General features: G+C 71.1%; 23 protein-coding genes and 1 pseudogene. 11 read left to right on the top strand and 13 right to left on the bottom strand.

What is annotated here, in order from left to right; genetic code table 11:
* Positions 1–30: 30 nt before the first annotated feature.
* The 9 genes from ACWC91_RS19820 to ACWC91_RS19780 form a co-directional block, all read right to left on the bottom strand.
* A complete protein-coding gene (locus ACWC91_RS19820; protein WP_450639966.1) occupies positions 31–1,638 on the bottom strand; it encodes a glycoside hydrolase family 13 protein in 1,608 nt (535 codons plus the stop codon).
* Between the two features lie 30 nt (positions 1,639–1,668).
* Positions 1,669–2,544: a carbohydrate ABC transporter permease gene (locus ACWC91_RS19815; RefSeq protein ID WP_225077793.1), complete on the bottom strand. Its 876-nt coding sequence runs from the start codon at positions 2,542–2,544 to the stop codon at positions 1,669–1,671.
* Positions 2,541–3,494, bottom strand: coding sequence for a carbohydrate ABC transporter permease (locus ACWC91_RS19810; RefSeq protein WP_225077794.1), 954 nt, complete (start codon positions 3,492–3,494; stop codon positions 2,541–2,543). Before ACWC91_RS19810 ends, ACWC91_RS19815 begins: the two co-directional genes overlap by 4 nt.
* Positions 3,495–3,499: 5 nt before the next feature.
* Positions 3,500–4,852, bottom strand: a complete 1,353-nt coding sequence (locus tag ACWC91_RS19805) for an ABC transporter substrate-binding protein (protein ID WP_450639963.1) — start codon at positions 4,850–4,852, stop codon at positions 3,500–3,502.
* Between the two features lie 119 nt (positions 4,853–4,971).
* Positions 4,972–5,970, bottom strand: coding sequence for a LacI family DNA-binding transcriptional regulator (locus tag ACWC91_RS19800; protein WP_225077796.1), 999 nt, complete (start codon positions 5,968–5,970; stop codon positions 4,972–4,974).
* 424 nt (positions 5,971–6,394) lie between these two features.
* Positions 6,395–7,210, bottom strand: a complete 816-nt coding sequence (locus ACWC91_RS19795; RefSeq protein ID WP_450639962.1) for an ABC transporter permease — start codon at positions 7,208–7,210, stop codon at positions 6,395–6,397.
* Positions 7,211–7,248: 38 nt separating this feature from the next.
* Entirely contained in the window at positions 7,249–8,151 is a 903-nt protein-coding gene (locus tag ACWC91_RS19790; RefSeq protein ID WP_281156290.1) for an ABC transporter permease, read from the bottom strand.
* 3 nt (positions 8,152–8,154) lie between these two features.
* A complete protein-coding gene (locus ACWC91_RS19785; RefSeq protein WP_450639961.1) occupies positions 8,155–9,354 on the bottom strand; it encodes an ABC transporter substrate-binding protein in 1,200 nt (399 codons plus the stop codon).
* 31 nt (positions 9,355–9,385) lie between these two features.
* Positions 9,386–10,423, bottom strand: coding sequence for an ABC transporter ATP-binding protein (locus ACWC91_RS19780; RefSeq protein ID WP_225077800.1), 1,038 nt, complete (start codon positions 10,421–10,423; stop codon positions 9,386–9,388).
* Between the two features lie 158 nt (positions 10,424–10,581).
* On the opposite strand from ACWC91_RS19780, the gene ACWC91_RS19775 reads away from it, so the two are divergent.
* Entirely contained in the window at positions 10,582–11,316 is a 735-nt protein-coding gene (locus ACWC91_RS19775) for a FadR/GntR family transcriptional regulator (RefSeq protein ID WP_225077912.1), read from the top strand.
* Positions 11,317–11,352: 36 nt separating this feature from the next.
* Entirely contained in the window at positions 11,353–12,135 is a 783-nt protein-coding gene (locus ACWC91_RS19770; protein ID WP_225077801.1) for a cache domain-containing protein, read from the top strand.
* Positions 12,136–12,371: 236 nt separating this feature from the next.
* On the opposite strand, the gene ACWC91_RS19765 is transcribed toward ACWC91_RS19770, so the two are convergent.
* Positions 12,372–13,043, bottom strand: a complete 672-nt coding sequence (locus tag ACWC91_RS19765; protein WP_225077802.1) for an MmyB family transcriptional regulator — start codon at positions 13,041–13,043, stop codon at positions 12,372–12,374.
* 226 nt (positions 13,044–13,269) lie between these two features.
* Between ACWC91_RS19765 and ACWC91_RS19760 the strand changes: the two genes are divergently transcribed.
* The 3 genes and pseudogenes from ACWC91_RS19760 (at position 13,270) to ACWC91_RS19750 (ending at position 14,669) form a co-directional block, all read left to right on the top strand.
* Positions 13,270–13,926, top strand: a complete 657-nt coding sequence (locus ACWC91_RS19760) for a helix-turn-helix domain-containing protein (RefSeq protein WP_225077803.1) — start codon at positions 13,270–13,272, stop codon at positions 13,924–13,926.
* Positions 13,926–14,083, top strand: a pseudogene (locus ACWC91_RS19755) (toxin-antitoxin system, toxin component); the annotation flags it as partial. The gene ACWC91_RS19760 and the pseudogene ACWC91_RS19755, both read left to right, overlap by 1 nt.
* Positions 14,084–14,441: 358 nt before the next feature.
* Positions 14,442–14,669, top strand: a complete 228-nt coding sequence (locus ACWC91_RS19750) for a hypothetical protein (protein ID WP_450639960.1) — start codon at positions 14,442–14,444, stop codon at positions 14,667–14,669.
* A 4-nt stretch (positions 14,670–14,673) separates the two neighbouring features.
* Here ACWC91_RS19750 and ACWC91_RS19745 read toward each other — a convergent pair whose 3' ends face one another.
* On the bottom strand, positions 14,674–15,354 hold the full coding sequence (locus ACWC91_RS19745) for a 4'-phosphopantetheinyl transferase family protein (RefSeq protein WP_450639958.1): 681 nt from the start codon (positions 15,352–15,354) through the stop codon (positions 14,674–14,676).
* Positions 15,351–16,211 carry a metallophosphoesterase family protein gene (locus tag ACWC91_RS19740; protein WP_450639956.1) on the bottom strand — a complete coding sequence of 287 codons (861 nt, stop codon included), beginning with the start codon at positions 16,209–16,211 and terminating at the stop codon, positions 15,351–15,353. The genes ACWC91_RS19745 and ACWC91_RS19740 overlap by 4 nt, the downstream gene beginning before the upstream one ends.
* A gap of 271 nt (positions 16,212–16,482) precedes the next feature.
* Between ACWC91_RS19740 and ACWC91_RS19735 the strand changes: the two genes are divergently transcribed.
* Together ACWC91_RS19735 and ACWC91_RS19730 are read left to right on the top strand one after the other, a co-directional pair.
* Positions 16,483–17,574: an ATP-grasp domain-containing protein gene (locus ACWC91_RS19735; RefSeq protein ID WP_450640019.1), complete on the top strand. Its 1,092-nt coding sequence runs from the start codon at positions 16,483–16,485 to the stop codon at positions 17,572–17,574.
* A gap of 156 nt (positions 17,575–17,730) precedes the next feature.
* A complete protein-coding gene (locus ACWC91_RS19730; RefSeq protein ID WP_225077806.1) occupies positions 17,731–19,416 on the top strand; it encodes a carbohydrate binding domain-containing protein in 1,686 nt (561 codons plus the stop codon).
* A 277-nt stretch (positions 19,417–19,693) separates the two neighbouring features.
* On the opposite strand, the gene ACWC91_RS19725 is transcribed toward ACWC91_RS19730, so the two are convergent.
* Positions 19,694–21,031, bottom strand: coding sequence for a 6-phospho-beta-glucosidase (locus ACWC91_RS19725; RefSeq protein WP_225077807.1), 1,338 nt, complete (start codon positions 21,029–21,031; stop codon positions 19,694–19,696).
* Positions 21,032–21,293: 262 nt separating this feature from the next.
* On the opposite strand from ACWC91_RS19725, the gene ACWC91_RS19720 reads away from it, so the two are divergent.
* The 4 genes from ACWC91_RS19720 (at position 21,294) to opcA (ending at position 25,885) form a co-directional block, all read left to right on the top strand.
* Positions 21,294–22,706, top strand: a complete 1,413-nt coding sequence (locus tag ACWC91_RS19720) for a glycoside hydrolase family 16 protein (protein ID WP_450725989.1) — start codon at positions 21,294–21,296, stop codon at positions 22,704–22,706.
* Positions 22,707–22,875: 169 nt separating this feature from the next.
* A complete protein-coding gene (locus ACWC91_RS19715; protein WP_281156295.1) occupies positions 22,876–23,127 on the top strand; it encodes a hypothetical protein in 252 nt (83 codons plus the stop codon).
* Positions 23,124–24,962, top strand: a complete 1,839-nt coding sequence (zwf, locus tag ACWC91_RS19710; protein WP_450641508.1) for a glucose-6-phosphate dehydrogenase — start codon at positions 23,124–23,126, stop codon at positions 24,960–24,962. The genes ACWC91_RS19715 and zwf overlap by 4 nt, the downstream gene beginning before the upstream one ends.
* On the top strand, positions 24,959–25,885 hold the full coding sequence (opcA, locus tag ACWC91_RS19705; RefSeq protein WP_225077811.1) for a glucose-6-phosphate dehydrogenase assembly protein OpcA: 927 nt from the start codon (positions 24,959–24,961) through the stop codon (positions 25,883–25,885). The genes zwf and opcA overlap by 4 nt, the downstream gene beginning before the upstream one ends.
* Position 25,886: the final 1 nt, after the last annotated feature.

Raw genomic sequence — 25,886 nt, 5'->3', positions numbered from 1 at the left:
GGTGCGTCGCGGCGGCCGGGCTGCGTGGACTCAGGCGCGCAGCCAGACCGCCGTGTCCTGCGGGAGGCGGCCGGTCTCGTCCAACGGGCCGCTGCTCAGCAGGAGTTCTGTGTGTCCGGGGAGTTCGGCGGGGGTGGCCGCGAGGTTGACGACACAGGTCGTGCCGTCGGCGCGGGTGAAGGCGAGGACGCCTTCGGGGGCGGGCAGCCAGGTCAGGGGGGCGTCGCCGAAGGCCGGGCGGAGGCGGATCGCCTCGCGGTAGAGGGTGAGCATGGAGGAGGGGTCGCTCTGCTGCCGGTCGACGGCGTACGCGGGCCAGTCGGCGGGCTGCGGCAGCCACGGTTCCTCGTGGGAGCCGAAGCCGGCGTGGGGCGCGTCGGCCGCCCACGGCAGCGGGACCCGGCAGCCGTCGCGGCCGGGGTCGGTGCCGCCGGAGCGGAAGTGCATCGGGTCCTCGACGCGGTCGAGGGGGATGTCGGCCTCGGGCAGGCCGAGTTCCTCGCCCTGGTACACGTAGACCGCGCCGGGCAGGGCGAGGGACAGCAGCGCGGCCGCGCGGGCCCGCCGGGTGCCGAGGGACAGGTCGGTGGGGGTGCCGAAGGCCTTGGCGGCGAAGTCGAAGCCGGTGTCGGCGCGGCCGTAGCGGGTGACCGTGCGGGTGACGTCGTGGTTGCACAGCACCCAGGTGGCGGGCGCTCCCACCGGGGCGTGCTCGGCGAGCGTCGTGTCGATCGAGTCCCGCAGCCGACCGGCGTCCCAGGGACAGGACAGGAACGAGAAGTTGAAGGCGGTGTGGAGTTCGTCGGGGCGCAGGTAGCGGGCGAAACGCTCCGGGTCGGGCAGCCACACCTCGCCGACGAAGACGCCCTCGTAGGCGTTGGCCACGGCCCGCCAGGAGCGGTAGACGTCGTGGAGTTCGTCGCGGTCGACGAACGGGTGGGGATCGCGGCCCTCGACGAAGTCCGGCAGCGCTGGGTCCTTGGCGAGCAGGGCGGCCGAGTCGATGCGGACGCCGGCGACGCCCCGCTCGAACCAGAAGCGCAGGATGTCCTCGTGCTCCTGGCGGACCGCCGGGTGGGCCCAGTTGAGGTCGGGCTGCTCGGGCGTGAACAGGTGCAGGTACCAGTCGCCGTCGGGCAGCCGGGTCCACACCGGTTCGGTGGAGCCGACGAACTGGGACGGCCAGTCGTTGGGCGGCAGTTCACCGTGCCGGCCGCGTCCGGGGCGGAAGTGGAACAGCTCGCGTTCCGGGCTGCCCGGCGGCGCGGCGAGCGCGGCGCGGAACCACGGGTGCTGGTCGGAGACGTGGTTCGGTACGACGTCGACGATGGTGCGGATGCCCAGCTCCCGCGCCTCCAAGATCAGCTTCTCCGCCTCGGCGAGGGTTCCGAAGGCCGGGTCGATCGCCCGGTAGTCGGCGACGTCGTAGCCGCCGTCCTTCATCGGCGACAGGTACCACGGGTTGAACCACAGGGCGTCGACGCCGAGTTCGGCGAGGTACGGGAGCTTCGCGCGGACTCCGGCAAGGTCGCCGGTGCCGTTCCCGTCGCCGTCCGCGAAACTGCGCACGTAGATCTGGTAGATGACGGCGGAGCGCCACCAGTCGGTCTGCTTCCGGGCATGGGTGGGCTGTCCCACAGTGCGTGCCTTTCTGTCGAGGGGGCCGTGTCAGCCCTTGGTGCCGCCGGCGCTGATCCCGGCGATGATGTGCCGCTGGAAGACGAGGAACAGGGCGACCATCGGAATGCTGGCGATCACCATCGCGGCGACCAGCACGGTCAGTTGGATGTTCTGCGACAGCTGGACGAGGGCCACGCTGATCGGCTGCTTGCCGGTGTCGGAGAAGACCATCAGCGGCCACAGGAAGTCCTGCCACACGGCGACCAGGGCAAAGATCGAGACCACGCCGAGGACCGGCCGGGACATGGGCAGCACCACGGACCACAGGATGCGCAGCCGTCCGGCGCCGTCGATCTCGGCGGCCTCCAGCACGTCCCGCGGGAGCTGGTCGAAGAACCGTTTGAGGAGGTAGAGGTTGAAGGCGTTGGCGACGGCGGGCAGCCAGATCGCGAGGGGGTCGTTGAGCAGGCTCGTGTGGATCAGGGGCAGATCGGCGACCGTCAGGTACTTCGGTACGACGAGGGCCTGGGCCGGGACCATGAGGGTGGCCAGGATGCCGCCGAGGACCACCTTGCCGAAGGCGGGTCTCAGCTTGGACAGGGCGTAGGCGGCGGCGGTGCAGAACACCAGCTGGAACACCCAGGCGCCGGCGGCCTGTACCACCGTGTTCCACAGGTGTTGCGGCAGCTGCATCAGGTCCCAGGCGTCGGTGAAGCCGTCGAGGTGCCAGCGCTTCGGCAGCAGGGTGGGCGGGGTCTGCGCGACCTCGTCCGGCGACTTCATCGCGCCGGTCGCCATCCAGTAGACCGGGAAGAGGAAGGCGAGCGCGAAGAGCAGGACGACACCGGTGAACACGGTCCAGTAGACGGCCTTGCCGCGCGGGCGGGCCAGGACGGCCGGGGAGATCAGGGTCCGGGTGCTCATGCGTCCCCCTCGGAGCGGGTGAGCCGCAGATAGACGGCGGAGAACGCGCCGAGCAGGACCAGGAGCATCACGCTGAGCGCGCAGGCCCCGCCGAAGTCGTTGTAGAGGAAGGCGTACTTGTAGATGAGGTAGAGGACGGTGACCGTGGCGTTCTCCGGGCCGCCGCCCGTGATGACGAACGGCTCCGTGAACACCTGCATGGTGGCGATGATCTGAAGGAGCATCAGCATCAAAATGACGAACCTGGTCTGTGGGATCGTCACGTGCCGGATGCGCTGGAGGAGGTTCGCGCCGTCCAGTTCGGCGGCCTCGTACAGCTCGCCGGGGATGGACTGGAGCGCGGCAAGGTAGATCAGGACGGTGCCGCCCATGTTGGCCCAGGTCGCCACGATCACCAGGGAGACCAGGGCTGTGTCGGTGCCGTTGGTCCAGTTCGAGGTGGGCAGGTGCAGGAAGCGCAGCGCCTCGTTGGCGAGGCCGGCGCCTGGGTCGTAGAACCACTTCCACAGCAGGGCGCTCACCACCGGCGGGATCATCACCGGCAGATAGACCACGACCCGGAAGAAGGCCTTGGCGTGGCGGAGTTCGTTGAGGACCAGGGCGAGGGCGAACGGGACGGCGAAGCCGATGAGCAGGGCCAGCAGCGTGAAGGTGAGCGTGTTGCGCCAGGCCGCCGTGAACTCCGGGTCGTGCAGGACACGGGTGAAGTTCGCGGTGCCGACCCACTCGGGCTCGGAACCCGGCGTGTACTTCTGGAAGGCGATCACGACCGCGCGGATCGCCGGGTACCAGGAGAACAGGGCGAAGCAGACGAGGCCGCCGAGGAGGAATCCGTAGGCGTGGAGCTGGTCGCGCAGTCGCCGCCGCCTCCGGTCCCCTGCCGGGGGCGGCGCCGGGAGGGGGCGTACGGCGACCGCGGGGGCGGATCGCCGCGCTGCCGTCTTCGTCATCGCCGTCAGCTCCGGGCCAGGATGCTGTCGATCTTGCCGGAGGCGTCCTTGAGGAGCTGGTCGATGTCGGCGTCCCTCTTGGTGAGGACGGCGGAGACGACGCCGTCGAGGACGGAGTAGATCTGCTGGGCGTTCGGCGGCTCGATCTTCAGCTGGAGGTTCTTGTTGCCGTCGAGGAAGGCCTGGTAGTTCTCCACCGGGACGTTCGCGTTGGCCTTCTTGACCTCCTGGTCCTTGGCGTCGGCGGCGCCGGTGAACAGGCGCGGCTCGGGCAGGCCGACCGGGCCGTCGTTCTTCTTGGCGCGGGCGTAGTCACCGAGGAAGCCGGAGCCCGGGGTGAGGAACATGTGGTCGAGCCACTTGAGGCCGGCGCGGATCTGCTCGGGCGTGTCCTTCTTGTTGAACATGTAGCCGTCGCCGCCGATGAGCGTGCCCTTGCCGCCGGGCATCGGGGCGAGGGCCAGGTCCTTGTAGTTGCCGCCCTTCTCCTTGACCAGGATCGGGATGTTGTCGGGGGCGGAGAGGTACATGCCGAGCTTGCCCGAACCCATCATCTGCTGCACGTCGTTGATGATGAGGAGCTGCTTGCTGCCCATCGAGTCGTCGGTCCAGCGCATGTCGTGCAGGTTCTGGAGCACGGCGTGGCCCTCGGCGGTGTCGACGGTGGCCTTCTTGCCGTCTGCGTCGACGACGTCGCCGCCCTGCGAGTACAGCTCGGCGGTGAAGTGCCAGCCGCCCTGGTTCTGGGCGCTGTAGTCGGCGTAGCCGACGGTGCCGCCGCCGAGCCCGGCGATCTTCTTGGCGGCGGCGCGGACCTCCTCCCAGGTGGCCGGCGGCTTGTCGGGGTCGAGGCCCGCCTTCTCGAAGAGCTTGCGGTTGTAGATCAGGCCCATCGAGTAGCCGGTGCGCGGGATGCCGTAGATCTTCCCGTCGATGGTGTAGATGTCGCGCAGCTGCTGCTGGATGGTGTCGTAGCTCTTCAGCTCCTTGACGTACGGGGTGAGGTCGGCGGCCTGGTTGATGTCCACGACGTGCTTGGCGTCGGTGAAGTAGGTGTAGAAGACGTCCTCCATCTGGCCGCCGGCCAGCTTGGCGTCGAACGTCTTCGGGTCCTGGCAGGGGAAGGCGTCGTGCGCGACGACGTCGATGTGCGGGTTCCGCTTCTCGAAGGAGGCGATGTCCTCCTCGAAGAACTTCCGGTCGACCTTGGCGCTCTTGGGCGGCTCGCAGTTGACGGTGATGCGGGTCTTGCCGCCGGACGACTCGTCGTCCGACGACCCGCAGGCCGTGGCGACGAGAGCAAGGGAGGAACAGACGCCGATCGCCACAAAGGTGCGGCGGAAGCCGGTGCTTGACATCGGTGGACCCCTCTGGACAGGAGCTGTGGGCGCCGCACACTCAAGCACCGGCGACACCGCTTCGCAAGATGTCGCGCAGAATCTGTAATTATTTGACAGGAGAGAGGATCTATTGGATCTCAGACACGCGGCGCTTGCGCGGTGGAGCCGCGGACCACCAGTTCCGGCTCGAACAGCAGCTCGTCGGCCGGTACGGAGGTGCCGCCGATCTGCGCGTTGAGCAGCTCGACCGCCGCCTTGCCCATCGACTCGATGGGCTGGCGCACGGTGGTGAGCGGCGGTTCCGTGCAGTTCATCAGCGCGGAGTCGTCGTAGCCCACGACGGAGATCCGGGCGGGCACGTCGAGTCCCTTGCGCCGGGCGGCCCTTACGACGCCCAGTGCGAGCGGGTCGCTGGCGCAGATGATGCCGGTGACCCCGCGGTCGATCAGCTTGGCCCCGGCCGCGTGGCCGCCCTCGATGGAGAAGATCGCCCGGGCCACGCACTCCTCGGGCAGCTCGCCCGCGAGGGCGCGGGCCGCCGCCAGCTTCCGCGCCGACGGCATGTGGTCGCCCGGCCCGAGCACCAGCCCGATCCGCTCGTGCCCGAGGGAGGCGAGATGGCGCCAGGCCTGCTCCACGGCGACCGCGTCGTCGCAGGACACCGCGGGGAACCCGAGGTCCTCGATGGCCGCGTTGACCAGCACCACGGGGATGTTGCGGTCCGCGAGCCGCCGGTAGTGGTCGTGCGGCGCGTCCGCCTGGGCGTACAGCCCGCCGGCGAACACGACGCCGGAGACCTGCTGTTGCAGCAGCAGCTCCACGTAGTCCGCCTCGGAGACCCCGCCCTTGGTCTGGGTGCACAGCACCGGGGTGAGCCCGAGCTGCGCCAGCGCGCCGCCGATGGCCTCGGCGAAGGCCGGGAAGATCGGGTTCTGCAGCTCGGGCAGGACCAGGCCCACCAGCCGGGCCCGCTCGCCGCGCAACTGCGTGGGCCGCTCGTACCCGAGCACGTCCAGGGCGGAGAGCACCGCCTGCCGGGTGGCGTCGGACACTCCGGGCTTCCCGTTGAGCACCCGGCTGACCGTGGCCTCACTGACCCCGACCTTCTTCGCCACTTCCGCAAGTCGTCGCGTCATACACGCAAGCGTAGCGCAAGAAACGCAAGCTGCTTGCGTAAAGGACGGCCGGCCCTGCCCTGCTAGTGCTGCGACCGGAAAGGTGTGCCGGGAAGCTCGCGGCGTCCGGTGCTGGGGGTACCTCTCACGCCGTTCAGGCCGTGAGGAAGCATCGCAAGGCGGAGCATCGCCCGCGTACTGGATGTACTCGGGTGATGCGACAACGCGGCGAGGTGCCGTGCCGGGCGCCGCGAACCGGTGAACCTTGCCGGTCGCAGCACTAGTGCCGCGGCAGGCAACGTTTGCCCGTCAAGGAGCGGCGTCCGGTGCGTGCTCTCGGCGTGCCGGCCGGAAGTCCTCGTACTGGATGTACTTGGGCTTTCGGGCGGTGCGGCGAGAGTGCGTGCCGGGCGTCGAGACGGGGCGAACGTTGCCTGTCGGGGCACTAGATCCTGCTCTCCGTCGCCGTGTCCGACGACAGGCGCTGGGCTATGTAGATCGGGACGACGGAGAGCAGGACCAGTACGGCCGCCACGACGTTCACCACGGGGGCCTGTTGGGGTCTGGTCATGTTGTTGAAGATCCAGATGGGCAGGGTCTCGACGCCGGGTCCTGCGGTGAAGGTGGTGACCACGACCTCGTCGAAGGACAGGGCGAAGGCGAGCAGACCCCCGGCGAACAGGGCCGAGCGGACCAGAGGGAAGGTGACGTCGGCGAAGGCGCGGAAGGTGTTCGCACCGAGGTCCATCGCCGCCTCCTCGTAGGAGCCGGAGGTCCGGCGCAGCCGGGCCACGACGTTGTTGAAGACGACGACGATGCAGAAGGTGGCGTGCCCGACGACCACGGTGAACAGGCCGAGGCCGACGCCGAGCGGCCGGAGCACCGTGGAGAAGGCGGAGTTCAGGGCGATGCCGGTGACGATGCCGGGCAGCGCGATCGGCAGGACGACCACGAAGGAGAGGGTGTCGCGGCCGAAGAAGCGGTGCCGGGCCACCGCGAAGGCGATGAGCGTGCCGAGGACCAGGGCGATCACGGTGGCGCCCAGACCCGCCTTCACCGAGACCCAGACGGCCTCCCGCGCCCCCGAGTTGCCCCAGGCCACCGACCACCAGTGCAGGGTCAGGCCGGGCGGAGGCCAGCTGGAGCTGCGGTCCGGGTTGAGGGAGTTGACGAGGACCAGCAGGAGCGGGACGTAGATCACCGCGAAGCCGAAGGCTGCGGCGGCACGCAGCGCGACGCGCGCGCCACGGGAGAGCTGCATGACGTGGTACACCCCCCTGGGAAGGCTGCCGAGGACGGTCAGAGGCTGCTGAGGGCGCCGGTGCGCCGCATCGCCAGCAGATAGAGCACGATGACGACGACGGGCACCGTGCCGAGCGCGGCGGCCATGGGCAGGTTGAGTTCGATGTTGGAGTAGACGAGGTTGCCGATCAGCTGGGTCTTGCCGCCGACGATCTGCACGGTGATGTAGTCGCCGAGGCTGAGCGAGAAGGTGAAGACCGACCCGGCGGCGACCGCCGGCAGCACCATCGGCAGCACCACCGACCGGAAGGTGCGCCAGGGGCGCGCCCCGAGGTCGGCGGAGGCGTCGAGCAGGTTGCCCGGCAACTGCCCCAGCGCGGTGTGGATCGGCAGGATCATGTACGGCAGCCAGAGGTAGGTCAGGGTGAGGAGGGCGGCCGGCAGGCCGAAACCGGGGCCGCTCAGCCCGAACGGCTTCAGCATCCAGTCCGCGAGCCCGCCCTGGGACAGGATCAGCCGCCAGGCGTACACCTTGACCAGGTAACTCGCCCACAGCGGCGTGAGGATGGCGACCACCAGCAGGGGGCGCCACCGGGGCCGGGCGAGGCGCGCGGTGAAGAAGGCGAGCGGGAAGGCGATCACCGCGCACAGGGCGGTGACCGCCAGGGCCACGCCGACGCTGCGCAGGACCACCTGGTGGAAGACGGAAGTCGTGAGCAGGGCACGGAAGTTGTCCACCGACCAGACCTGGACGACCTCGGAGGTGAAGGCGTTCGTCGTCCAGAAGGCGGAGAGGAAGAGCACGGTCAGCGAGCCGAGGTACAGCACGGCCAGCCACAGCAGCGGGGCGGTCAGCAGCAGGGAGAGACGCAGCCGGGGGCGGCGGTGCAGCATCCCGGCCAGCCGCCGGACGGTGGCCCTGGAGCCTTGCCGTCCGGCGGCCTGGGCGGTGACGGTCATGGTTCAGCCCTTGATCTCGGTCCAGGCCTGTACCCACTTGGCGTACGGCACGCAGGTGACGTCCGTGCGGCCGTCCAGGCACTGCGGGATCGGCGTGTTCCAGAAGGCGACCTGCTTCCAGTAGGCGGTGTCGGCCGCGTGGTAGGTGGCGCAGAAGTCCTTGTCGCTGGTCTGCTCGCAGGCCTTGGCGTTGGCGGGGGCCTCGCCGAAGTACTCGGCCACCTGGGCGTTGGTCTTCGGGGAGACGATCCAGTCCAGCCACTTGTAGGCGCAGTTGGGGTGCTTGGCCTTGGCGGAGATCATCCAGGTGTCTGACCAGCCGGTCGCGCCCTCCTTCGGCACGAACGCCTTCACCTTGGCGCCCTCGGAGGCGGCGAGGTTCACGATGACCTGCCAGGTGGCGCCGACCAGGGAGTCCCCGCTCTTGAAGGCGGAGACCTCCTTGAGGTAGTCGCCCCAGTACTCGCCGACGTCGGCGTTCTGCTTCTTCAGCAGGGCGACGGCGGCGTCGAACTGCTTCTGGTCGAGGGCGTACGGGTCCTTGATCTTCAACTCGGGCCTGGTGGCCTTGAGATACAGGGCGGCGTCGGCGATGTAGATGGGCGAGTCGTAGGCCGTGACGTGGCCCTTGTACTTCGACGCGTCGTCGAAGACGGCCGACCAGGAGGTGGGCGCGGGCCGCACCTTCTCGGTGTTGTACATCAGCAGGTTGGCGCCGCGGCCGTGCGGGATGCCGTAGGCCTTGCCCTTGACGGAGTTCCAGGCCTGCATCTTCAGGTCGTCGAACACGTCCTTGTAGTTGGGTACGAGGGCGGTGTTGACCGGGGCGGCGTCACCGGAGGCGATCAGACGCAGGGAGGCGTCGCCGGAGGCGGACACGGTGTCGTACTCCCCCGTCTTCATCAGCTTGACCATCTCGTCGGAGCTGGCGGCGACCTTGGAGTGGACCTGGCAGCCGGTCTGCTTCTCGAAGTCGCCGACCCAGTCGACCTTGGGGTCGTTGGAGCCGTCCTCGACGTAGCCGGCCCAGGCGATCACGTTGACCCGGCCCTCGGTCTTCCCGAGTTCGGACTGCGCCTTGAGGTCGGGAGGGTTGAGGCCGGTCGCGGAGGTACCGCTCCCCGAGTCGGAGGAACCGCACGCGGTGGCGGCGAGCAGCAGCGTGAGGGCGGCGGCCGTCTGGAGGGTTCGGGTCAGGCGCACGACGTACTCCATGGGTGAGGGGGTGTGGTGCTCAGCGGGCGTCGGGGACCTGGACGGCGTGGCGGCGGTGCCATGCCAGCCGTACGCGGGTGCCGCGGTAGGCGGCGACGTCCTCGGCGGAGGTCTCCAGGTTCTGCTGGAGTGCGGTGAGGCGGCCGCCGGTGTCGAGGTCGACCAGGAAGCGGGTGGAGTCGCCCAGGTAGACGACCTCGGCGACGGTGCCCGTGGCGGTCGCCTGCTCGGGTTCGTCGGCGACGGCGGACTCCTTCAGGACGCGGATCTTCTCCGGCCGGACGCTGTGCGTTCCGGGGATGCCGAGGATCCGCTGGGCCGACTCGCCCTCGAGGAGGTTGGAGGTGCCGACGAAGGACGCGACGAACGGGGTCGCCGGGCGTTCGTAGATCTCGGCGGGGGTGCCGACCTGTTCGACACGGCCCTGGTGGAAGACGGCGATGCGGTCGCTCATCGTCAGGGCCTCCTCCTGGTCGTGGGTGACGAACACGAAGGTGATGCCGACCTCCCGCTGGAGCGCCTTGAGTTCGACCTGCATCTGCTCGCGCAGCTTGAGGTCGAGGGCGCCGAGCGGTTCGTCGAGCAGCAGGACGCGGGGGCGGCCGACCAGGGCGCGGGCGAGGGCGACGCGCTGGCGCTGGCCGCCGGAGAGTTCGGCCGGGCGGCGTCCGCCGTAGCCGTCGAGGCGCACCTCGGCGAGGGCCTTGCGGGCGCGGACGAGCCGTTCGGCCTTCGGCACCTTGCGGATCTTCAGGGCGTAGCCGACGTTCTGCTCGACGGTCATGTGCGGGAAGAGGGCGTAGTCCTGGAAGACGGTGTGGACGTCCCGTTCGAAGGGGGCGAGGCCGGTGACCTCCTGCCCGGCGAGTTCGACGCGGCCCGCGTCCGGGGCCTCGAAGCCGGCGATCAGACGCAGGACCGTGGTCTTGCCCGAGCCTGAGGGGCCGAGCATCGAGAAGAACTCCCCGTCCCGGATCTCCAGGTCGACCCCGGCCACGGCGGCCGTCTCCCCGAACGTCCTGCGCAGGCCCTGCAGCCGGACGGCAACTCCCTTCATGGGGAACCTTTCTGACGCTCGTGATCGTTGATCGGAAACCTATGAAGTCATAGTTCAAAGCTCAAGACCGCCTCTGGGTAAAAGTTGGGTCAACTGGCAAGGTGGTGGCCGTGAAGCAGGGACACGTCGAGAACGGCGCCGGGAGCCCGCGCGGGACGGTGGACGCGGGTGAGGCCGGCACCCGCAGAGTCGTCTTCGCGCCGGTGGACAGCCGGGCGCGGGTGGACACGGTGGTGCGCAGGATCGGCGACGCCATCGAACTCGGTCTGCTCGCCGAGGGGGAGCAGCTGCCCGGCGAGAGCGAACTGGCCGGGCAGCTCGGCGTGTCCACGGTGACCCTGCGGGAGGCGCTGATGGCGCTGCGGCAGCAGGGTCTGGTCACCACCCGGCGGGGGCGCGGCGGCGGCAGCTTCGTCTCCCTGCCCGAACTTCCGGGCGAGGAAAGGCTGAAGACCCGGCTGCGCGGCTGGGGCACGGAGGAGCTGCGCGACCTCAGCGACCACTGGGCCGCCTTGTCGGGCGCGGCGGCCGGACTGGCGGCGGAGCGCACCGAGTCCGGCGATCTGGGCCCGCTTCTGCGTACCGTCGAGGAGCTGGCGGCTGCCGAGGACGCGGCGGCCCGCAGCCGGGTCTACGGCCGGTTCCATGTGGAACTGGCGGCGGCCGCGCAGTCCGCGCGGCTCACCCGGGAGCAGATCGCGCTCCAGACGGAGGTCGGCGCGCTGCTCTGTCTGGTGCTCGGCGACGACGAATATCGTGAAGAAGTCGCAGATCGTCATCGCGCCGTCGTCTCCGCCGTGCAGGATGGGGCCCGTGATCCGGCCCGCACGCTGGCGGAGCGGTGCGTCCAGGAGTCGGCGGCGCGACTCATCGCCGTGCGGCTGGGCCTCTGACGACGCGGCGTCCGGACCTGCCCCCTGGAGGACGCCATGAGCACGAGCCGCGTACGCGCCGGGGCGGCGACCGTGACCCGCGACGCGTGCGCCGGGGAGCGTGTCGCCGCGCGGGTGGGCCGCACGCTGGAGGCGGTCTTCGGCGCGGTCGCCGAGACCCGCGCCGAGACGGCGGATCTGCTGGCCCGGGTGGTCGCCGGGGGCCGCGCGCCGGTGAGCGCCGACCTCGCCGCGCTGCGGCCGGGGCTGCATCTGCGGCTGGGCCGCGAGGAGCTCGTGTCGGGCGCCGGTTTCGTCGCCGCGCCGGGGCTGCTTGCCGACGTGCCGGCCTGGCTGGAGTGGTGGCAGTGCACCGCGCGGGGGGACGTACGGCCGCTGCTGCTCGACCTGGATCCGCGGCAGTCGGCGTACTCGGACTACACGCACTGGGACTGGTTCGTCCTGCCCCGTGACACCGGGCGGCGGGCCGTGGCCGGGCCCTACGTCGACTACTTGTGCTCCGACGAGTACAGCCTGACCCTGTCCGCGCCGGTCCAGGTGGCGGGCCGGTTCGCGGGCGTGGCCGCGGCGGATGTGTATCTACGGCACTTCGAGGCGGCCGTACTGCCCCTGCTGCGCGAACTACCCGGCCCCGCCCACCTGGTGAACGCCCGGGGCCGTGTGGCAGCCTCCGCCGACCCGGCCCACCTGGCCGGCTCCCTGACCAGGGGCCCGGACTTCTCGGCGGTTCTGGAACGGGGCCGCCCCAGAACCCACGACGGAAACCACCTGGTGCCGTGCCGGGGCGTGCCCCTCGTCCTGGTGATCAGGACCTCGTGACCGGGCCGGGCCCAGGGTGTCGGGGACGGGACCGCGACGGCCGGAACGGGAACCGCGCGCGGCCGGAACGGGATCCATGGCGGCCCGATCAGGTCACGCAACCCGTCAGTCACCCGCGCATCCAAGCAGATCAGGATGGACACGCCGCTGGGCGGGATGCCACGTGGGCCACGGCGCTGAGGCAAAAGCCGGGACGGCCCGGCGCCGTCGGCGACCTGAACGCCGACGGTGCCGGGTCAGCCCTCCGGGGCCGAGACCACGCTCAGGTGGCCGGCCGGACGGCGGCCACGACCCGTCCTGCGCCGCACGGGCGCGGGACGGCGGGCCTCGCGGAGCACCAGGGTGAGGCGGGTGTAGCCGAGCTCCTGGAGGGTCGCCGGGGTCTCCTCGATGATGCGGCACTCGGTGGCGCCCCAGCGCGGGTCGGGGTGCAGCAGGGGACGCACCGAGCCGTCGGAGACGACCGCCGTCTCGCCGACCGCGCGGAGCCAGTGCGGCAGCCCCTGCCGGTAGGCGGCCTCCATGATGGGGTCCTCGGCGATGTCCTGGAGGATGGACTGAAGTCCGTGGTCGTGGCCACTGCGCTCCACCGTGGCGGCGAAGTGCGCCAGCATCGGCAGGCACCAGCGGGACTCGTGCTCGCCGAGGACCGTGCCCGCGTCCGGGTGGAACAGGACGAACCGGAGGAAGTTGTCGCCCGGCATGGCCGTCGGATGCGGGCCGACGCCACGGAAGAGTGACGTGAAAGCGCTGTTGGTCAGGACCACGTCCCAGGCGTGATCGACGACGAGGGACGGGAAGGGGACGGCCTCCAGGAACGTGGTGTAGTCCCGGAGGTAGGCCTGCGCCTCGGAACGAACGGGGACGGACCGCGGCGCAGGCCGCTGCCCTCCTGCCTGATGTGCCATCGGGAGGTCACCCCTCTTGCCTCTGCGGCCTTCACGCGGCGCCTTGATCCTGCTTCCCCTCCATGAGGCGTGTCAACTATCGTGGCATTCCATGCCGATTGACGGCTGAAATTGGCCACAGTTGTGGCGAGACCTGGATGCGAGTTCGAACGACCGGTTACTCTCCGGGAAGTTCACGGCACCCCGCCTTTGTGAGAAGCCTGTGAGAGACGTAGGAGATCTGTCGGTGACGGATGGCATCGAGGATCCGGGCGCCACGGCCTCGGCCGTGCTGCCGGCCGTCGTCGCACGCGTCACGTCGCTGGCCGACCGGCTCGGCGTGCCCCAGGCGGAGGTCTTCGACGTCGGCCGCCTGTCCGCGGCCAGCGGCGTGCCGGAGCCCGTGGTCAGAACCCTCCTGAGCGGCCGGTCCGCGGGCGAGCCGGACGTGCAGGCACGCTTCCTGCAACGGCTCGACCTGCTGCGCCGCACCCGGCTCAAGCCCAACGGACGCCGCTACACCCAGCAGGAGATCGCCGACGGCGCGGGCATGTCCCGGCAGCAGGCGGGCGCCCTCATCAACGGCGACCGGCGCCCCACCATGGAGCACTGCGACGCCATCCAGCGCTTCTTCCGGGTGCACGCCGGATTCCTCACCGCCGAGGACCCCGAGGCGCTCGCGGGGGCCCTTCAGCGCACCGAGCAGGAACTCCTCCAGCGGCTCGCCGACCGTGAGCGGGAGGCGGACGCGGCCGCCGACGACCCGTTGGAGCGGCTGCTCCAGGACCACGGCGTGCGCGGGATCGCCTGGCGGGCCGCGCAGCTGCCCACCGACCAGCACCGCGACAAGGTCGCCGAGTGGCTGGACATGCTTCTGGAGAGTGTCAAGCGGCCCGAGCAGTGATGCCGGGGAGAGGCGTGCGCCGCGGGCGGCCCGTCCGCCTCCGTACGGCCGCCTTCCCTCCTGGAACCGCCGCGGGCTGTGGCTCGACATGACCGACCAGGACCTGGCCCTCGTCGAGGAACGCGCCGCCCATGAACACCAGTTGGCGATCCTCGGGCGGCGGCGGAGGCCTCCGGCTGCCGCCGGACGACAAGTGCCGTACGCGGCTGGCGGGTTCGTCCCTGCGCGCGCCGGTGCGGCGCGACGTCCGGCCGGACGGATCGAGGCGTCCCTCAGTCACCTGGGGCGACGGGTGGGGGGGACGGCCCGCGCGGGAACCGGGCCAGGCGCAAAGGTACGGGGCGCCCGGGGTTTGATTCGCCTGAGCTGAGTGGGCGAACCGGCGCGTAGCGCGAGGGCATTGTCAGTGGTGGGCGGCAAGCTGGAGGCCGCGCCACCGCCGTGCGGAGGCGCCGTGCGCCGTCCGGGCGACCGGACGCGCGACCGTGTGACACCGAAACCGGGGAGAGCGATCCATGCCCACCGCCGTACTGACCAACCACGAACGCACCGCCGTCCAGGCCTATCTCAGGCTCCTCCACACGGTACGCGCCGCCTTCGACGAACCTCCGGGCGGCGCCCGCCCACCGGTGGTCCCGCCCTCCGTGCTCGCCGAGGCGGAACAGGCGCTGGCCCGGGCGGGCCTGACGGGCAACGAGGAGGCGTTCTTCCGGCTTCTGGAGAGCTGGTGCCCGAGGCCGTGACCCGTCAGGCGCGCGGAACCGTCACCGCGGTGACCACCAGGCCCCGGCCCACGGTCCAGCGTCCCTCGAAGTGACCGAGGCGCCGTCCGTCGACCAGGGGGCCCGGGACGAGGAGCCGGGCACTGAAGCCGCCGTGCGGCACCGGCCCCGCGGCGGTGCTCACCTCGACGTCCGCCTCCTCGAAGTCCAGCCACTTGCCGGTGAGCGGGAACCACGCCTTGTAGACGGACTCCTTCGCGCTGAACAGCAGCCGGTCCCAGTGCACGCCGGGGTGGAGCGCGGCCAACCGCGTCAGGCGTCGCTCCTCGGCGGGCAGGGCGATGGTGGACAGCACGCCCTCGGGGAGCGGGGCGTGCGGTTCGGCGTCGATGCCGAGGGAGGCCAGGTCGGTGGCGCGGACCAGAGCGGCGGCGCGGTAGCCCTCGCAGTGGGTCATGCTGCCCGCCAGCCCTTCCGGCCAGCGCGGAGCACCCCGCTCACCGGGCAGCACGGGCCGCGGCTGCACGCCGAGCTTCTCCATGGCCATGCGGGCGCAGGCGCGCACGCCGGCGAACTCGCGCCGGCGCTTGCCGACCGCCCGCGCCACCACCGCCTGCTCCTCGGGGTGGAGCCGGGCCAGGTCGGTCTCGTCGTCGGCGTACGCCTCCACGGCCACCACCGAGTCCGGAAGCAACTCCTCGATCACCGGGTTCCGACCTCCAGGGGAAGAATGGGGCGCAGCCTGCCCGGAGGCTCCTTGCGCTTGCGCCACTCTCGGGGGTATCCGACCGACACCTCCTCGAAGCGGACGCCCTCGTGGTGGGTGGTCCGCGGGATGTGGAGATGGCCGTAGACCACGGCGGCCGCGCGGAATCTGCGGTGCCAGTCGGCGGTGCGCCGGGTGCCGCACCACATGGCGAACTCCGGGTACCACAGGACGTCCGTGGGGTGCCGGTGGAGCGGGTAGTGGTTGACGAGCACGGTCGGGAGGTCGCCGGGGAGTGCGGCGAGCCTGCGTTCGGTCTCGGCGACCCGGGCCGCGCACCAGGCCTCGCGGCTCGGATACGGGTCCGGGTGCAGCAGGAACTCGTCCGAGCAGACCACGCCGGTGCCGTGCGCGTAGGCCAGTCCCTCGTCCTTGGTCGCGCAGCCGGCCGGCAGGAAGGAGTAGTCGTAGAGCAGGAACAGCGGTGCCACGGCCACCGGGCCGCCCGGCCCGTCCCAGACCGGGTAGGGGTCCTCGGGCGTCGTCACTCCCAGTTCGCGGCACAGCTCGACCAGGTGCTCGTAGCGGTCGACGCCCCGCAGGGTGACGGTGTCACGCGGATGGGTCCACAGCTCGTGGTTCCCGGGGACCCAGACGACCTTGCGGAACCGGCCCGCCAGTGTCTTCAGGGCCCAGCGGATGTCGGCGACGGTCTCCGCGACGTCGCCGGCCACGAGCAGCCAGTCGTCGTCGCGTTCCGGGGCCAACCGCTCGACCAGGGCGCGGTTCTCGCTGTAGCCGATGTGCAGGTCGCTGATGGCGAGCAGCCGCCCGGTCCCACCGGCCTTTCCCGTCACCTCTCGCCCCCTGTCGTCCACATGATGGGCACCACAAGAGCACATCCGGCGGCACGGAGACAAGCGCGGCCCGCGCCGGTCGCGAAGGCGGAACCGCGGCGGGCAGGGCCCTGTCTCCGGGTGGCACGACCCGGTCTGCGGAAGTCGTATGATCACCCCAACACCGCCGCCTCAACTCCCTTTCATGCAGGGCGGCTTGGTGTCCCTCCTTCCCCTCTGGCCGGGCTCGGCCCGCTTCGCCCTGCCCGCGACCCTCCGAAAGGCGGCCCGCATGGTCCCCCGCGTACGCGTCTGGCTCAACCGCACGTACGCGGAGAACGTCTTCTTCATGGATCAGCTGCGGAGGAATCCCGGCGACCGGACCGTCGAGATCCACGCCACGCACGGCGACGCCGACTCGCCCGTGCTGGCCGCCGCCGACACCGCCGAGCTCGAACCGGAGGGCCTGTCCCCCGCCGCCTACGTCGAGTACGCGCTGGACCAGTGCGCACGGCGCGGCATCGACGTGTTCGTGCCGCGGCTGAACCAGGCCGCGATCGTGGCGCACCGCGCCGACTTCGCGGCCGCGGGCACCGCGCTGCTCGCGCCGACCCCGGAGGCGGTGGCCGTCTTCGCGGACAAGGCGACGGCGTACGAGGCGGCCCGGTCGATCGGCGTACCGGTGCCGCCGTGGTGGCGGGTCCGCAGCGCCTGCGAACTCGTGGCCGCCGTAACGGAATTGGAGGAGTCCGGGCATCTGGCGTGCTTCAAGCCCGCGGCCGGTGCGGGCGGCGTCGGCTTCCGCGTCATCACACGCGCGCCCTTCTCGCTCAGGCAGCTGAGCGGCTTCCCCGGCCCGCACGTCCCGCTGGACCTGGTCCTGCGGGCCCTGGAGCAGGCGGACGGTCCGGTGGACTGGCTGGTGATGCCCCGGCTGGAGCAGCCGGAGGTGTCGGTCGACTGCCTGACCGGGCCGGACAACCGGATCCGGCTGGCCGTGGGGCGCACCAAGAACGGCCGCCGCCGCGGCTTCACGCTGCACGAGCAGTGGCTGGAGCCCGCCCGGCGGATCGCGGAGGGCTTCGGGCTGCACTATCTGTCCAACATCCAGTTCCGGATGTACGGCGACCGCCCGGTGCTGCTGGACGTGAACCCGCGTCCGGCGGGCGGACTGCACCAGCTCGCGCAGTGCGGGGTCAACGCCCCTTGGGCCGCCGTGCAGTTGGCGCTGGGCGAGGATCCGGGCGTGGTGGCGCCGCCGTTCCTCGGGCAGGACTACACCGTGGTGTCGGGGCCGCGTCCGCTGCGGCCGGAGGCGATGGTCCGGCCACGGAGCGAGATGCCCGCACAGGCGGCCGTGGCCCGCACCGGGGCCCCGGCGTAGCGGCCCGTCCGGGATCGGTATGGAGCAATCACGGTGTCATGTCTTGACACCCGGATTGGTCCATACCAACTTGGTTGCGCACCTCCTGCACAGCCCGCCTGCACCTCTCTGCACCTCTGTGCCTCCCGAACACCCCCATATCTTCAGGGAGATAGCGTGCGCGACACACTGAGACGTCCCGGACGTCGGCTCCTCGCCCTGCTCGGCTCCGCGGCCCTGGCTCTCGCCGGAGCCATCGCCCTGCCGGGCACGGCCCACGCGGCCAACATCCTGAACAACCCCGGCTTCGAGTCGGGCGGCCTCTCCCCCTGGACCTGCACCGGCAACCTCGGTTCGGTGGTCTCCTCCCCCGTGCACGGCGGCTCCAAGGCCCTCGCCGGCGCGGTGACGTCGAGCGACAACGCCCAGTGCAGCCAGTCCGTCCCGGTCCAGCCGAACACGACGTACAAGCTGAGCGGCTGGGTACGCGGCTCCTACGTCTACCTCGGCGTCGACGGCGGCCCCTCGACCTGGACGTCGTCCCCGTCGGCGTACGGCCAGCTGACGGTCTCCTTCACCACCGGCGCCACCCAGACCAGCGCGACCGTCTACGTCCACGGCTGGTACGCGCAGGGCACCTACTACGCCGACGACATCAGCCTGGACGGCCCCGGCGGCGGTGGCGGCGGCGACACCCAGGCGCCGACCGCGCCGACGAGCCTGACCTCCACCGGCAAGACGTCCTCCAGCGTGTCGCTGAAGTGGAACGCCGCCACGGACAACGTGGGCGTCACGGCGTACGACGTCTACAGCGGCTCCAGCCAGGTGCTGAGCGTCTCCGGTACGTCCGCCACGGTGAGCGGCCTGTCGCCGAGCACCTCCTACACCTTCACGGTCAGGGCGCGCGACGCCGCCGGGAACGTCTCCGGCGCCTCCAACTCCGTGACGGTCACCACCGACGCGGGCAGTGGCGGCGGTGGCGGCTTCAAGCAGGCGGCTCCGTACCTGTACGAGGGCTGGGGCAGCCCGCCGAGCCCGACCTCGGTGATGAGCGCGACCGGCATCAAGTGGTTCACGATGGCGTTCGTGCTCGACTCGGGCGGCTGCACCCCGTCCTGGGACGGCCAGCGACCGCTGACCGGCGGCGCCGACCAGACCGCCATCAACCAGATCCGCTCGGCGGGCGGTGACATCGTCCCGTCGTTCGGCGGCTGGAGCGGCAGCAAGCTCGGGGCCAACTGCTCCTCCGCGAGCGCGCTCGCGGGCGCGATCCAGAAGGTGATCGACGCCTACGGCCTGAAGGCGGTCGACATGGACGTCGAGAACTCGGACGAGTTCGAGAACGAGGCCGTGCAGGCGAAGATCCTCACGGCGCTGAAGACCGTCAAGGCCAACAACCCCGGTCTGAAGACGATCGTGACCTTCGGCACCTCGACGACCGGCCCGACCTACTACGGCAACCGGCTCATCGAGCAGGCCAAGTCGCTGAACGCGGACATCGACGTCTTCACCATCATGCCGTTCGACTTCGGCGGCGGCGCGGACATGTACGGCAACACCGTGAACGCGGCCGAGGGCCTGAAGGCCAAGCTGAAGTCGACCTTCGGCTGGGACGACGCCACCGCCTACTCCCACATCGGCATCTCCGGCATGAACGGACTGTCCGACCAGCAGGAGAACACGACCCCGGCGATCTGGACCCAGGTACGCGACTGGGCCAACGGCCACCACATCGCCCGGCTCGCCTTCTGGTCGGTCAACCGCGACCGGCCGTGCCCGGGCGGCGGCGTGGCGGAGAACTGCTCCGGCATCAGCCAGAACAACTGGCAGTTCACCTCGATCACGGCGGGCTTCACCGGCTGAGCCCGCAACCCGCCGCGCACCGTGTGCCGTTGGCGTTCCCCCGGGTCCCCGGACCTGGGGGAACGCCCTTCCCGGGCTTCTTCCGGGACCCCTTCCGGGACTTCGTCCGCAACTTCTTCCGGATTTTTTTCCGCCGGGGGTGTATCAGGGCCCGGACCAGCGACTCTCAAGGGTGGGGGAACGGGGAAGACGGGGGACGTGGACGGGGGACCACGGGGGAAACGGGGGACGGGGCGGTCGGTCGCCGTACGGGGGAGCGACCGACCGGCCCGGCGGTCTACCTGAGATACGCCAGGCCGGGATGGACGGCGAGGTAGCCGTCGACGAGCCGGCGGGCGACGTTCACGGAGTCGACCAGCGGGTGCAGCGCGAAGGCCTTCACGGCCGTCGCACGGGAGCCCGACCCCGCCGCGGCGAGCACCTCGCGCTCGACCGCCTTGACCGCGCAGACCAGCCCGGTCGCGTGCCCGGGCAGCGGGTCGACCGAGACCGGGTGGGCGCCGTTCGCGTCGACCAGGCAGGGCACCTCGACCACGGCATCGTCATCCAGCACCGAAAGGGTCCCCCGGTTGCGGACGTTGAGGATCAGCGTGGTGCGCTCGTCGCGGGCGATGGCCCGCATCAGGGCGAGGGCGACCTTCTCGTAGCCGCCGGAGAGGTCGTCGTCCTCCCGCTCCCCCGCCCCCGCCGCCTCGCGGTTCTCCGCCATGTAGGTGGCCTCGCGCTCGGCGCGGGTGCGGTTCCAGGCCGGGAGGGCGGCGGCCTGCGGATCCCGCAACTCCTCGTAGAACCGGGCCTGCTGGTCGCGCAGGAAGGCGCCGCGGGTCTTCCCGGATCCCTGGTGGGCCTGTACGGCCTCGCGGTCGAAGTAGTAGTAGTGCAGGTACTCGTTGGGGATCGCACCCAGCGACCGGAGCCATTCGGCGCCGAAGAGCCTGCCCTCCTCGAAGGAGCCGAGCAGTTCGGGGTCGGCGAGCAGGCGCGGGAGTTCGTCGCGGCCGGCCACGCGCAGTCCGCGCACCCAGCCGAGGTGGTTGAGGCCGGCGTAGTCGATCCACGCCCGTCCCGGGTCCGCGCCCAGCACACGGGCGATGCGCCGGCCGAGGCCGACCGGCGAGTCGCAGATGCCGATCACCCGGTCGCCGAGGTGGCGGGACATGGCCTCGGTGACCAGTCCGGCCGGGTTGGTGAAGTTGATGAGCCAGGCGTCGGGTGCCAGCCGGGCCACCCGCCGCGCGATCTCCACTGCGACGGGTACCGTGCGCAGTCCGTAGGCGATGCCGCCCGCGCCCACCGTCTCCTGGCCGAGCACGCCCTCGGCGAGCGCCACCCGCTCGTCGTCCGCGCGCCCCTCCAGGCCGCCGACGCGGATGGCGGAGAACACGAAGTCGGCGCCGCGCAGGGCCTCGTCCAGATCGGTGGTGGCCCGCACCACCGGCGCGTCCGGTGCCCCGGCGGCCTGTTCGGTCAGCACCCTGGTGACCGCGGACAGCCGTCCGCCGTCCAGGTCGTGCAGGACGACCTCGGTGACCCGTCCCTCGGCACGGTCGGCGAGCAGTGCCCCGTACACCAGCGGCACGCGGAATCCGCCGCCGCCCAGAATCGTCAGCCTCACGCCTGCACCCTACGTCCACGTCCACCCCCGCGCCGGGGCCCGGTGACACGGGCCAGGGGCACGTCGGACGTCCCTTCTGTTGTGGTGAAGCCTTGAACTCCCGTTCCGCGCAAGGACTTTCTTTGTTTTAACTCTTGACGGTGGCGGAGCCCGGGGGCACATTGGCCGCGCAAACACGATTGAGAGCGCTCTCAAGACCTCCCCGTACGTGTTCGAGCAAGGCATCCGAGCACCCCCACTCCGTACCCGAGAGGCACCCCCCATGAGTGAACCCCTCGTCGCACCCGCCGTTACGCGTCGCAGACGTTCCCTGCGGCGCGCGCTCGTCGCCGTCCTCGGCACGCTCGGCCTGGCGGCGGCCGCCGCCACCGCCGGGACACTGCCCGCGGACGCCTCCGCCCCCACACCCCCGTCGGGCTGGACACAGGTCTTCCTCGACGAGTTCGACGGACCGGCCGGTACCGGTGTCAACACTTCCAACTGGCAGTACGACACCGGCACTTCCTACCCCGGCGGCGCCGCCAACTGGGGTACCGGCGAGGTCGAGACGATGACCTCCAGCACCAGCAACGTCGCTCTGGACGGCAACGGCAACCTGCTCATCACCCCGCGCCGGGACGCATCCGGCAACTGGACCTCGGGCCGTATCGAGACCAAGCGCACCGACTTCCAGCCCCCGTCCGGCGGCAAGCTGCGCGTTCAGGCCCGGGTCCAGATGCCCAACGTCACCGGCGCCGCCGCCAAGGGGTACTGGCCCGCCTTCTGGATGCTGGGCGCGCCCTTCCGCGGCAACTACTGGAACTGGCCCGGGGTCGGCGAGCTGGACATCATGGAGAACGTCCAGGGCCTCAACACCAACTGGGCGACGATGCACTGCGGCACCAACCCGGACGGGCCGTGCAAGGAGACGACGGGCATCGGCGGTTCGACGTCGTGCACGGGCACCACCTGCCAGGCCGGCTTCCACACCTACGCGATGGAGTGGGACAGGTCGACCAGCCCCGAGGAGATCCGCTTCTACCTCGACGACGTCAACTTCCACACCGTGCGGGCCAACCAGGTGGACGCGACGACCTGGGCCAACGCCACCAACCACGGTTACTTCGTCATCCTGAACGTGGCGATGGGCGGCGGCTTCCCCGGCGCGTTCGGCGGCGGCCCGGACGGCGGCACCGAGCCCGGCCACCCCATGACCGTGGACTACGTGCAGGTGCTCCAGTCCTCCGGCGGTGGGAGCGGTACCACGCCTCCCCCGTCCGGCAACCGGGACGCCTACAGCCCCATCCAGGCCGAGTCCTACGACAGCCAGAGCGGCGTCGTCACCGAGTCGACCACCGACACCGGCGGCGGCCAGAACATCGGCTCCATAGCAAACGGCGACTGGGCCCTCTACAAGGGCGTGAAGTTCGGCTCCACCGCGGCCGGGCAGTTCTACGCGCGGGTCGCCAGCGGCGCGGCGAACGGGGTCAGCGGACTGGTCGAGGTACGCCTGGACAGCCGCGGCAACGCCCCCATCGGCAGCTTCGCGCTGGCCAACACGGGAGGCTGGCAGTCCTGGAGGACGGTCCCGGCGAACATCAGCCCGGTGACCGGCACCCACGACGTGTACCTCACCTTCAGCAGCGGCCAGCCGGCGGACTTCGTGAACGTCAACTGGTTCGACTTCGGTCACTGACCGGCACGCACCTCCCTCCGGGCACCGGGGCCCCACGCGCGCGCGTGGGGCCCCGGTGCCGTGTCGTGACCCGTGTCGCGGCCGCTGCCGTGCCGCCGGCGTCGCCCGTCGCCCGTCGCCCGTCGCCCGTCGCGTGCATGATCCGAACGCGGCATGGAAGACGCTCACTGTGACCGAAGCAGCCGTGACCGCGGCAACCCCGGGGTACCTGTCCGGCGCGGGCGCCTCCACCCTGGCGGTTCCGCCGATCGAGGTGAAGGATCCGCCGTACGAGGACACCCTGTATTACGAGGACACCCTGTGGACGGACGAGCCGGCCGCACCCGGCACGGTGATCACCACACCGGAGGCCACGCCGCAAGGCGGCCTGCCGGGCGCGGCGGCCAGGTCCCTCGACACCAAGGGAGTTGACGCGGAATGAGCAAGAAGCCCACCGAGGCGGCGGCGCAGGCCTCCCCGGCGGCCGATACCGGACCACCGGCCACCGCGGCCGCCCGCGGCCGGGCGCCGACCGCGGCCACGAAGCCCACGGCCCCGAGCCCCGGCCCCGACCCCGGCCCCGACCCCGGCCCCACGGACGGGCGGGCCCCGGCGGCCACCCGCGCCCAGGCGCCGGAGTCGCGGTCCGCACCGCCCGACCGCAAGGCCCCCACCGGGACCGCGGCCTCCCGCACCAAGGAGAACCAGGCACCGGACGCGGGTGCCGATGCCCGGGTGCCGGTGGCGGCGGCCGCCGATTGGGTGAATCCGCTGCGTGATCCCCGGGACCGGCGGCTGCCGCGCATCGCGGGGCCGTCCGGACTCGTGATCTTCGGCGTCACCGGGGACCTGTCCCGCAAGAAACTGATGCCCGCCGTGTACGACCTGGCCAACCGCGGGCTGCTGCCCCCGGGCTTCTCCCTGGTCGGCTTCGCCCGGCGGGACTGGGAGGACCAGGACTTCGCGCAGGTGGTGCACGACGCGGTGCGGGAACACTCGCGTACGCCGTTCCGCGAGGAGGTCTGGCAGCAGCTCTCCGAGGGCATGCGGTTCGTCCCCGGCGACTTCGACGACGACACGGCGTTCAAGCACCTGCGGGCGGCGGTGGAGGACCTGGACTCCTCGCGCGGCACGAGCGGCAACTTCGCCTTCTACCTCTCCGTACCGCCGAGGTTCTTCCCCAAGGTCGTGCAGCAGCTGAAGAAGCACGGCCTGGCGGAGGGCCCTCGGGGCTCCTGGCGGCGGGCGGTCATCGAAAAGCCGTTCGGTCACGACCTGGCCAGCGCCCGGGAGCTGAACCGGATCGTGCACGAGGTGTTCGACCCGGAGCAGGTCTTCCGCATCGACCACTACCTGGGCAAGGAGACCGTCCAGAACATCCTGGCCCTGCGTTTCGCCAACCAGATGTACGAGCCGGTCTGGAACCGCCACTACGTCGATCATGTGCAGATCACCATGGCCGAGGACATCGGCATCGGCGGCCGGGCCGGCTACTACGACGGCATCGGCGCCGCCCGCGACGTGCTCCAGAACCACCTGCTGCAGCTGATGGCGCTCACCGCGATGGAGGAACCCATCGCCTTCGACGCCGAGGCGCTGCTCACGGAGAAGCTGAAGGTGCTGAAGTCGGTGCTGCTGCCCGAGGACCTGGGCGCCCACACCGTGCGCGCCCAGTACGCCACGGGCTGGCAGGGCGGCAGGCAGGTCGTCGGCTACCTCCAGGAGGAGGGCATCGACGCGCGGTCGAAGACCGACACCTACGCGGCGCTGCGCCTGGAGATCGACAACCGGCGCTGGGCCGGTGTCCCGTTCTACCTGCGCACCGGCAAGCGCCTGGGCCGCCGGGTCACCGAGATCGCGGTGGTCTTCCAGCGGGCCCCGCACTCCCCCTTCGACTCCACCGCCACCGAGGAACTGGGCGAGAACGCGATCGTGATCCGCGTCCAGCCGGACGAGGGCATGACGGTCCGGTTCGGCTCGAAGGTGCCGGGCACCTCCATGGAGATCCGGGACGTGACAATGGACTTCGCCTACGGCGAGTCCTTCACGGAGTCCAGCCCGGAGGCGTACGAACGCCTCATCCTTGACGTACTGCTCGGCGACGCGAACCTGTTCCCCCGCCACCAGGAAGTGGAAGAGTCCTGGAAGATCCTCGACCCGGTGGAGGCGTACTGGGACGACCACGGCAGGCCGGCGCAGTACCCGGCGGGCACGTGGGGTCCGCCGGAAGCCGACGAGATGCTCGCACGAGACGGACGGAGCTGGCGCAGGCCATGAAGATCGACCTGACCGACACCACCGCGGGAGACATCAACAAGGCGCTCGTGCGGGGCCGCCGCGCCATCGGCACACCCGCCGTGGGCATGGTCCTGACGATGGTCATCGTCACGGACGAGGAGAACGCCTACGACTCGCTGAAGGCCGCCGAGGAGGCCTCGCGCGAGCATCCCTCGCGCACCCTGCTCGTCATCAAGCGGCACGCACGCACGCTGCGGGACCGCACGCACTCCCGGCTGGACGCGGAGGTGCGGGTGGGCTCCGAGGCCGGCACGGGCGAGACGGTGGTGCTGCGCACCTACGGCGACGTGTCCGACCACGCCGACTCGGTGGTGCTGCCGCTGCTGCTGCCGGACGCGCCGGTCGTCGTCTGGTGGCCGGTGGACGCGCCCGAGAACCCCTCGAAGGACCCGCTGGGCAGGCTGGCTCAGCGCAGGATCACCGACCTGTACGCCTTCGAGCGCCCGCTGGAGATCCTGCAGACCCGCGCGCGCAACTACGCCCCCGGCGACACCGACCTCGCCTGGACCCGGCTCACGCTCTGGCGCTCGATGCTGGCCGCGGCCCTGGACCAGGCCCGGGTGCGGGTGATCTCGGCGGCGGTGGAGGCGGAGGCGGACAACCCGAGCGCGGAGCTGCTGGCCCGCTGGCTGGAGGCCCGGCTGGACGTGCGTGCGGACCGCGTGGTCTCCGGCGGCCCGGTGGTCACGGCTGTACGTCTGGGCACCGACAACGGCGAGGTCGTCATCGACCGGCCCGAGGGCCCGCTGGCCACGCTGACCCTGCCGGGCCAGCCGCCGCGCACCCTCGCGCTCAAGGTCCGCCCCCTCTCCGAACTCATCGCCGAGGAACTGCGCCGCCTCGACGCCGACGAGATGTACGCCGTCGCCCTGCGCGGCGAGAGCGCCAAGGAGACCGTCTGAA

The sequence above is a fragment of the Streptomyces sp. NPDC001204 genome, from assembly GCF_053598035.1.
Note: the sequence above shows the minus strand (reverse complement) of the source record. Positions and strands in the feature narration are given on the sequence as shown.

Excerpts from the sequence above, each read along its gene's own strand:
- ACWC91_RS19800 (WP_225077796.1), bottom strand. The coding sequence starts at position 5,970 with ATGACGCGACGACTTGCGGAAGTGGCGAAGAAGGTCGGGGTCAGTGAG.
- opcA (WP_225077811.1), top strand. The coding sequence starts at position 24,959 with ATGAAGATCGACCTGACCGACACCACCGCGGGAGACATCAACAAGGCG.
- ACWC91_RS19770 (WP_225077801.1), top strand. The coding sequence starts at position 11,353 with ATGAGCACGAGCCGCGTACGCGCCGGGGCGGCGACCGTGACCCGCGAC.
- ACWC91_RS19780 (WP_225077800.1), bottom strand. The coding sequence starts at position 10,423 with ATGAAGGGAGTTGCCGTCCGGCTGCAGGGCCTGCGCAGGACGTTCGGG.
- ACWC91_RS19750 (WP_450639960.1), top strand. The coding sequence starts at position 14,442 with ATGCCCACCGCCGTACTGACCAACCACGAACGCACCGCCGTCCAGGCC.
- ACWC91_RS19735 (WP_450640019.1), top strand. The coding sequence starts at position 16,483 with ATGGTCCCCCGCGTACGCGTCTGGCTCAACCGCACGTACGCGGAGAAC.
- ACWC91_RS19805 (WP_450639963.1), bottom strand. The coding sequence starts at position 4,852 with ATGTCAAGCACCGGCTTCCGCCGCACCTTTGTGGCGATCGGCGTCTGT.
- ACWC91_RS19795 (WP_450639962.1), bottom strand. The coding sequence starts at position 7,210 with ATGCAGCTCTCCCGTGGCGCGCGCGTCGCGCTGCGTGCCGCCGCAGCC.
- ACWC91_RS19790 (WP_281156290.1), bottom strand. The coding sequence starts at position 8,151 with ATGACCGTCACCGCCCAGGCCGCCGGACGGCAAGGCTCCAGGGCCACC.
- ACWC91_RS19765 (WP_225077802.1), bottom strand. The coding sequence starts at position 13,043 with ATGGCACATCAGGCAGGAGGGCAGCGGCCTGCGCCGCGGTCCGTCCCC.
- ACWC91_RS19720 (WP_450725989.1), top strand. The coding sequence starts at position 21,294 with ATGAGTGAACCCCTCGTCGCACCCGCCGTTACGCGTCGCAGACGTTCC.
- ACWC91_RS19810 (WP_225077794.1), bottom strand. The coding sequence starts at position 3,494 with ATGACGAAGACGGCAGCGCGGCGATCCGCCCCCGCGGTCGCCGTACGC.
- ACWC91_RS19815 (WP_225077793.1), bottom strand. The coding sequence starts at position 2,544 with ATGAGCACCCGGACCCTGATCTCCCCGGCCGTCCTGGCCCGCCCGCGC.
- zwf (WP_450641508.1), top strand. The coding sequence starts at position 23,124 with ATGAGCAAGAAGCCCACCGAGGCGGCGGCGCAGGCCTCCCCGGCGGCC.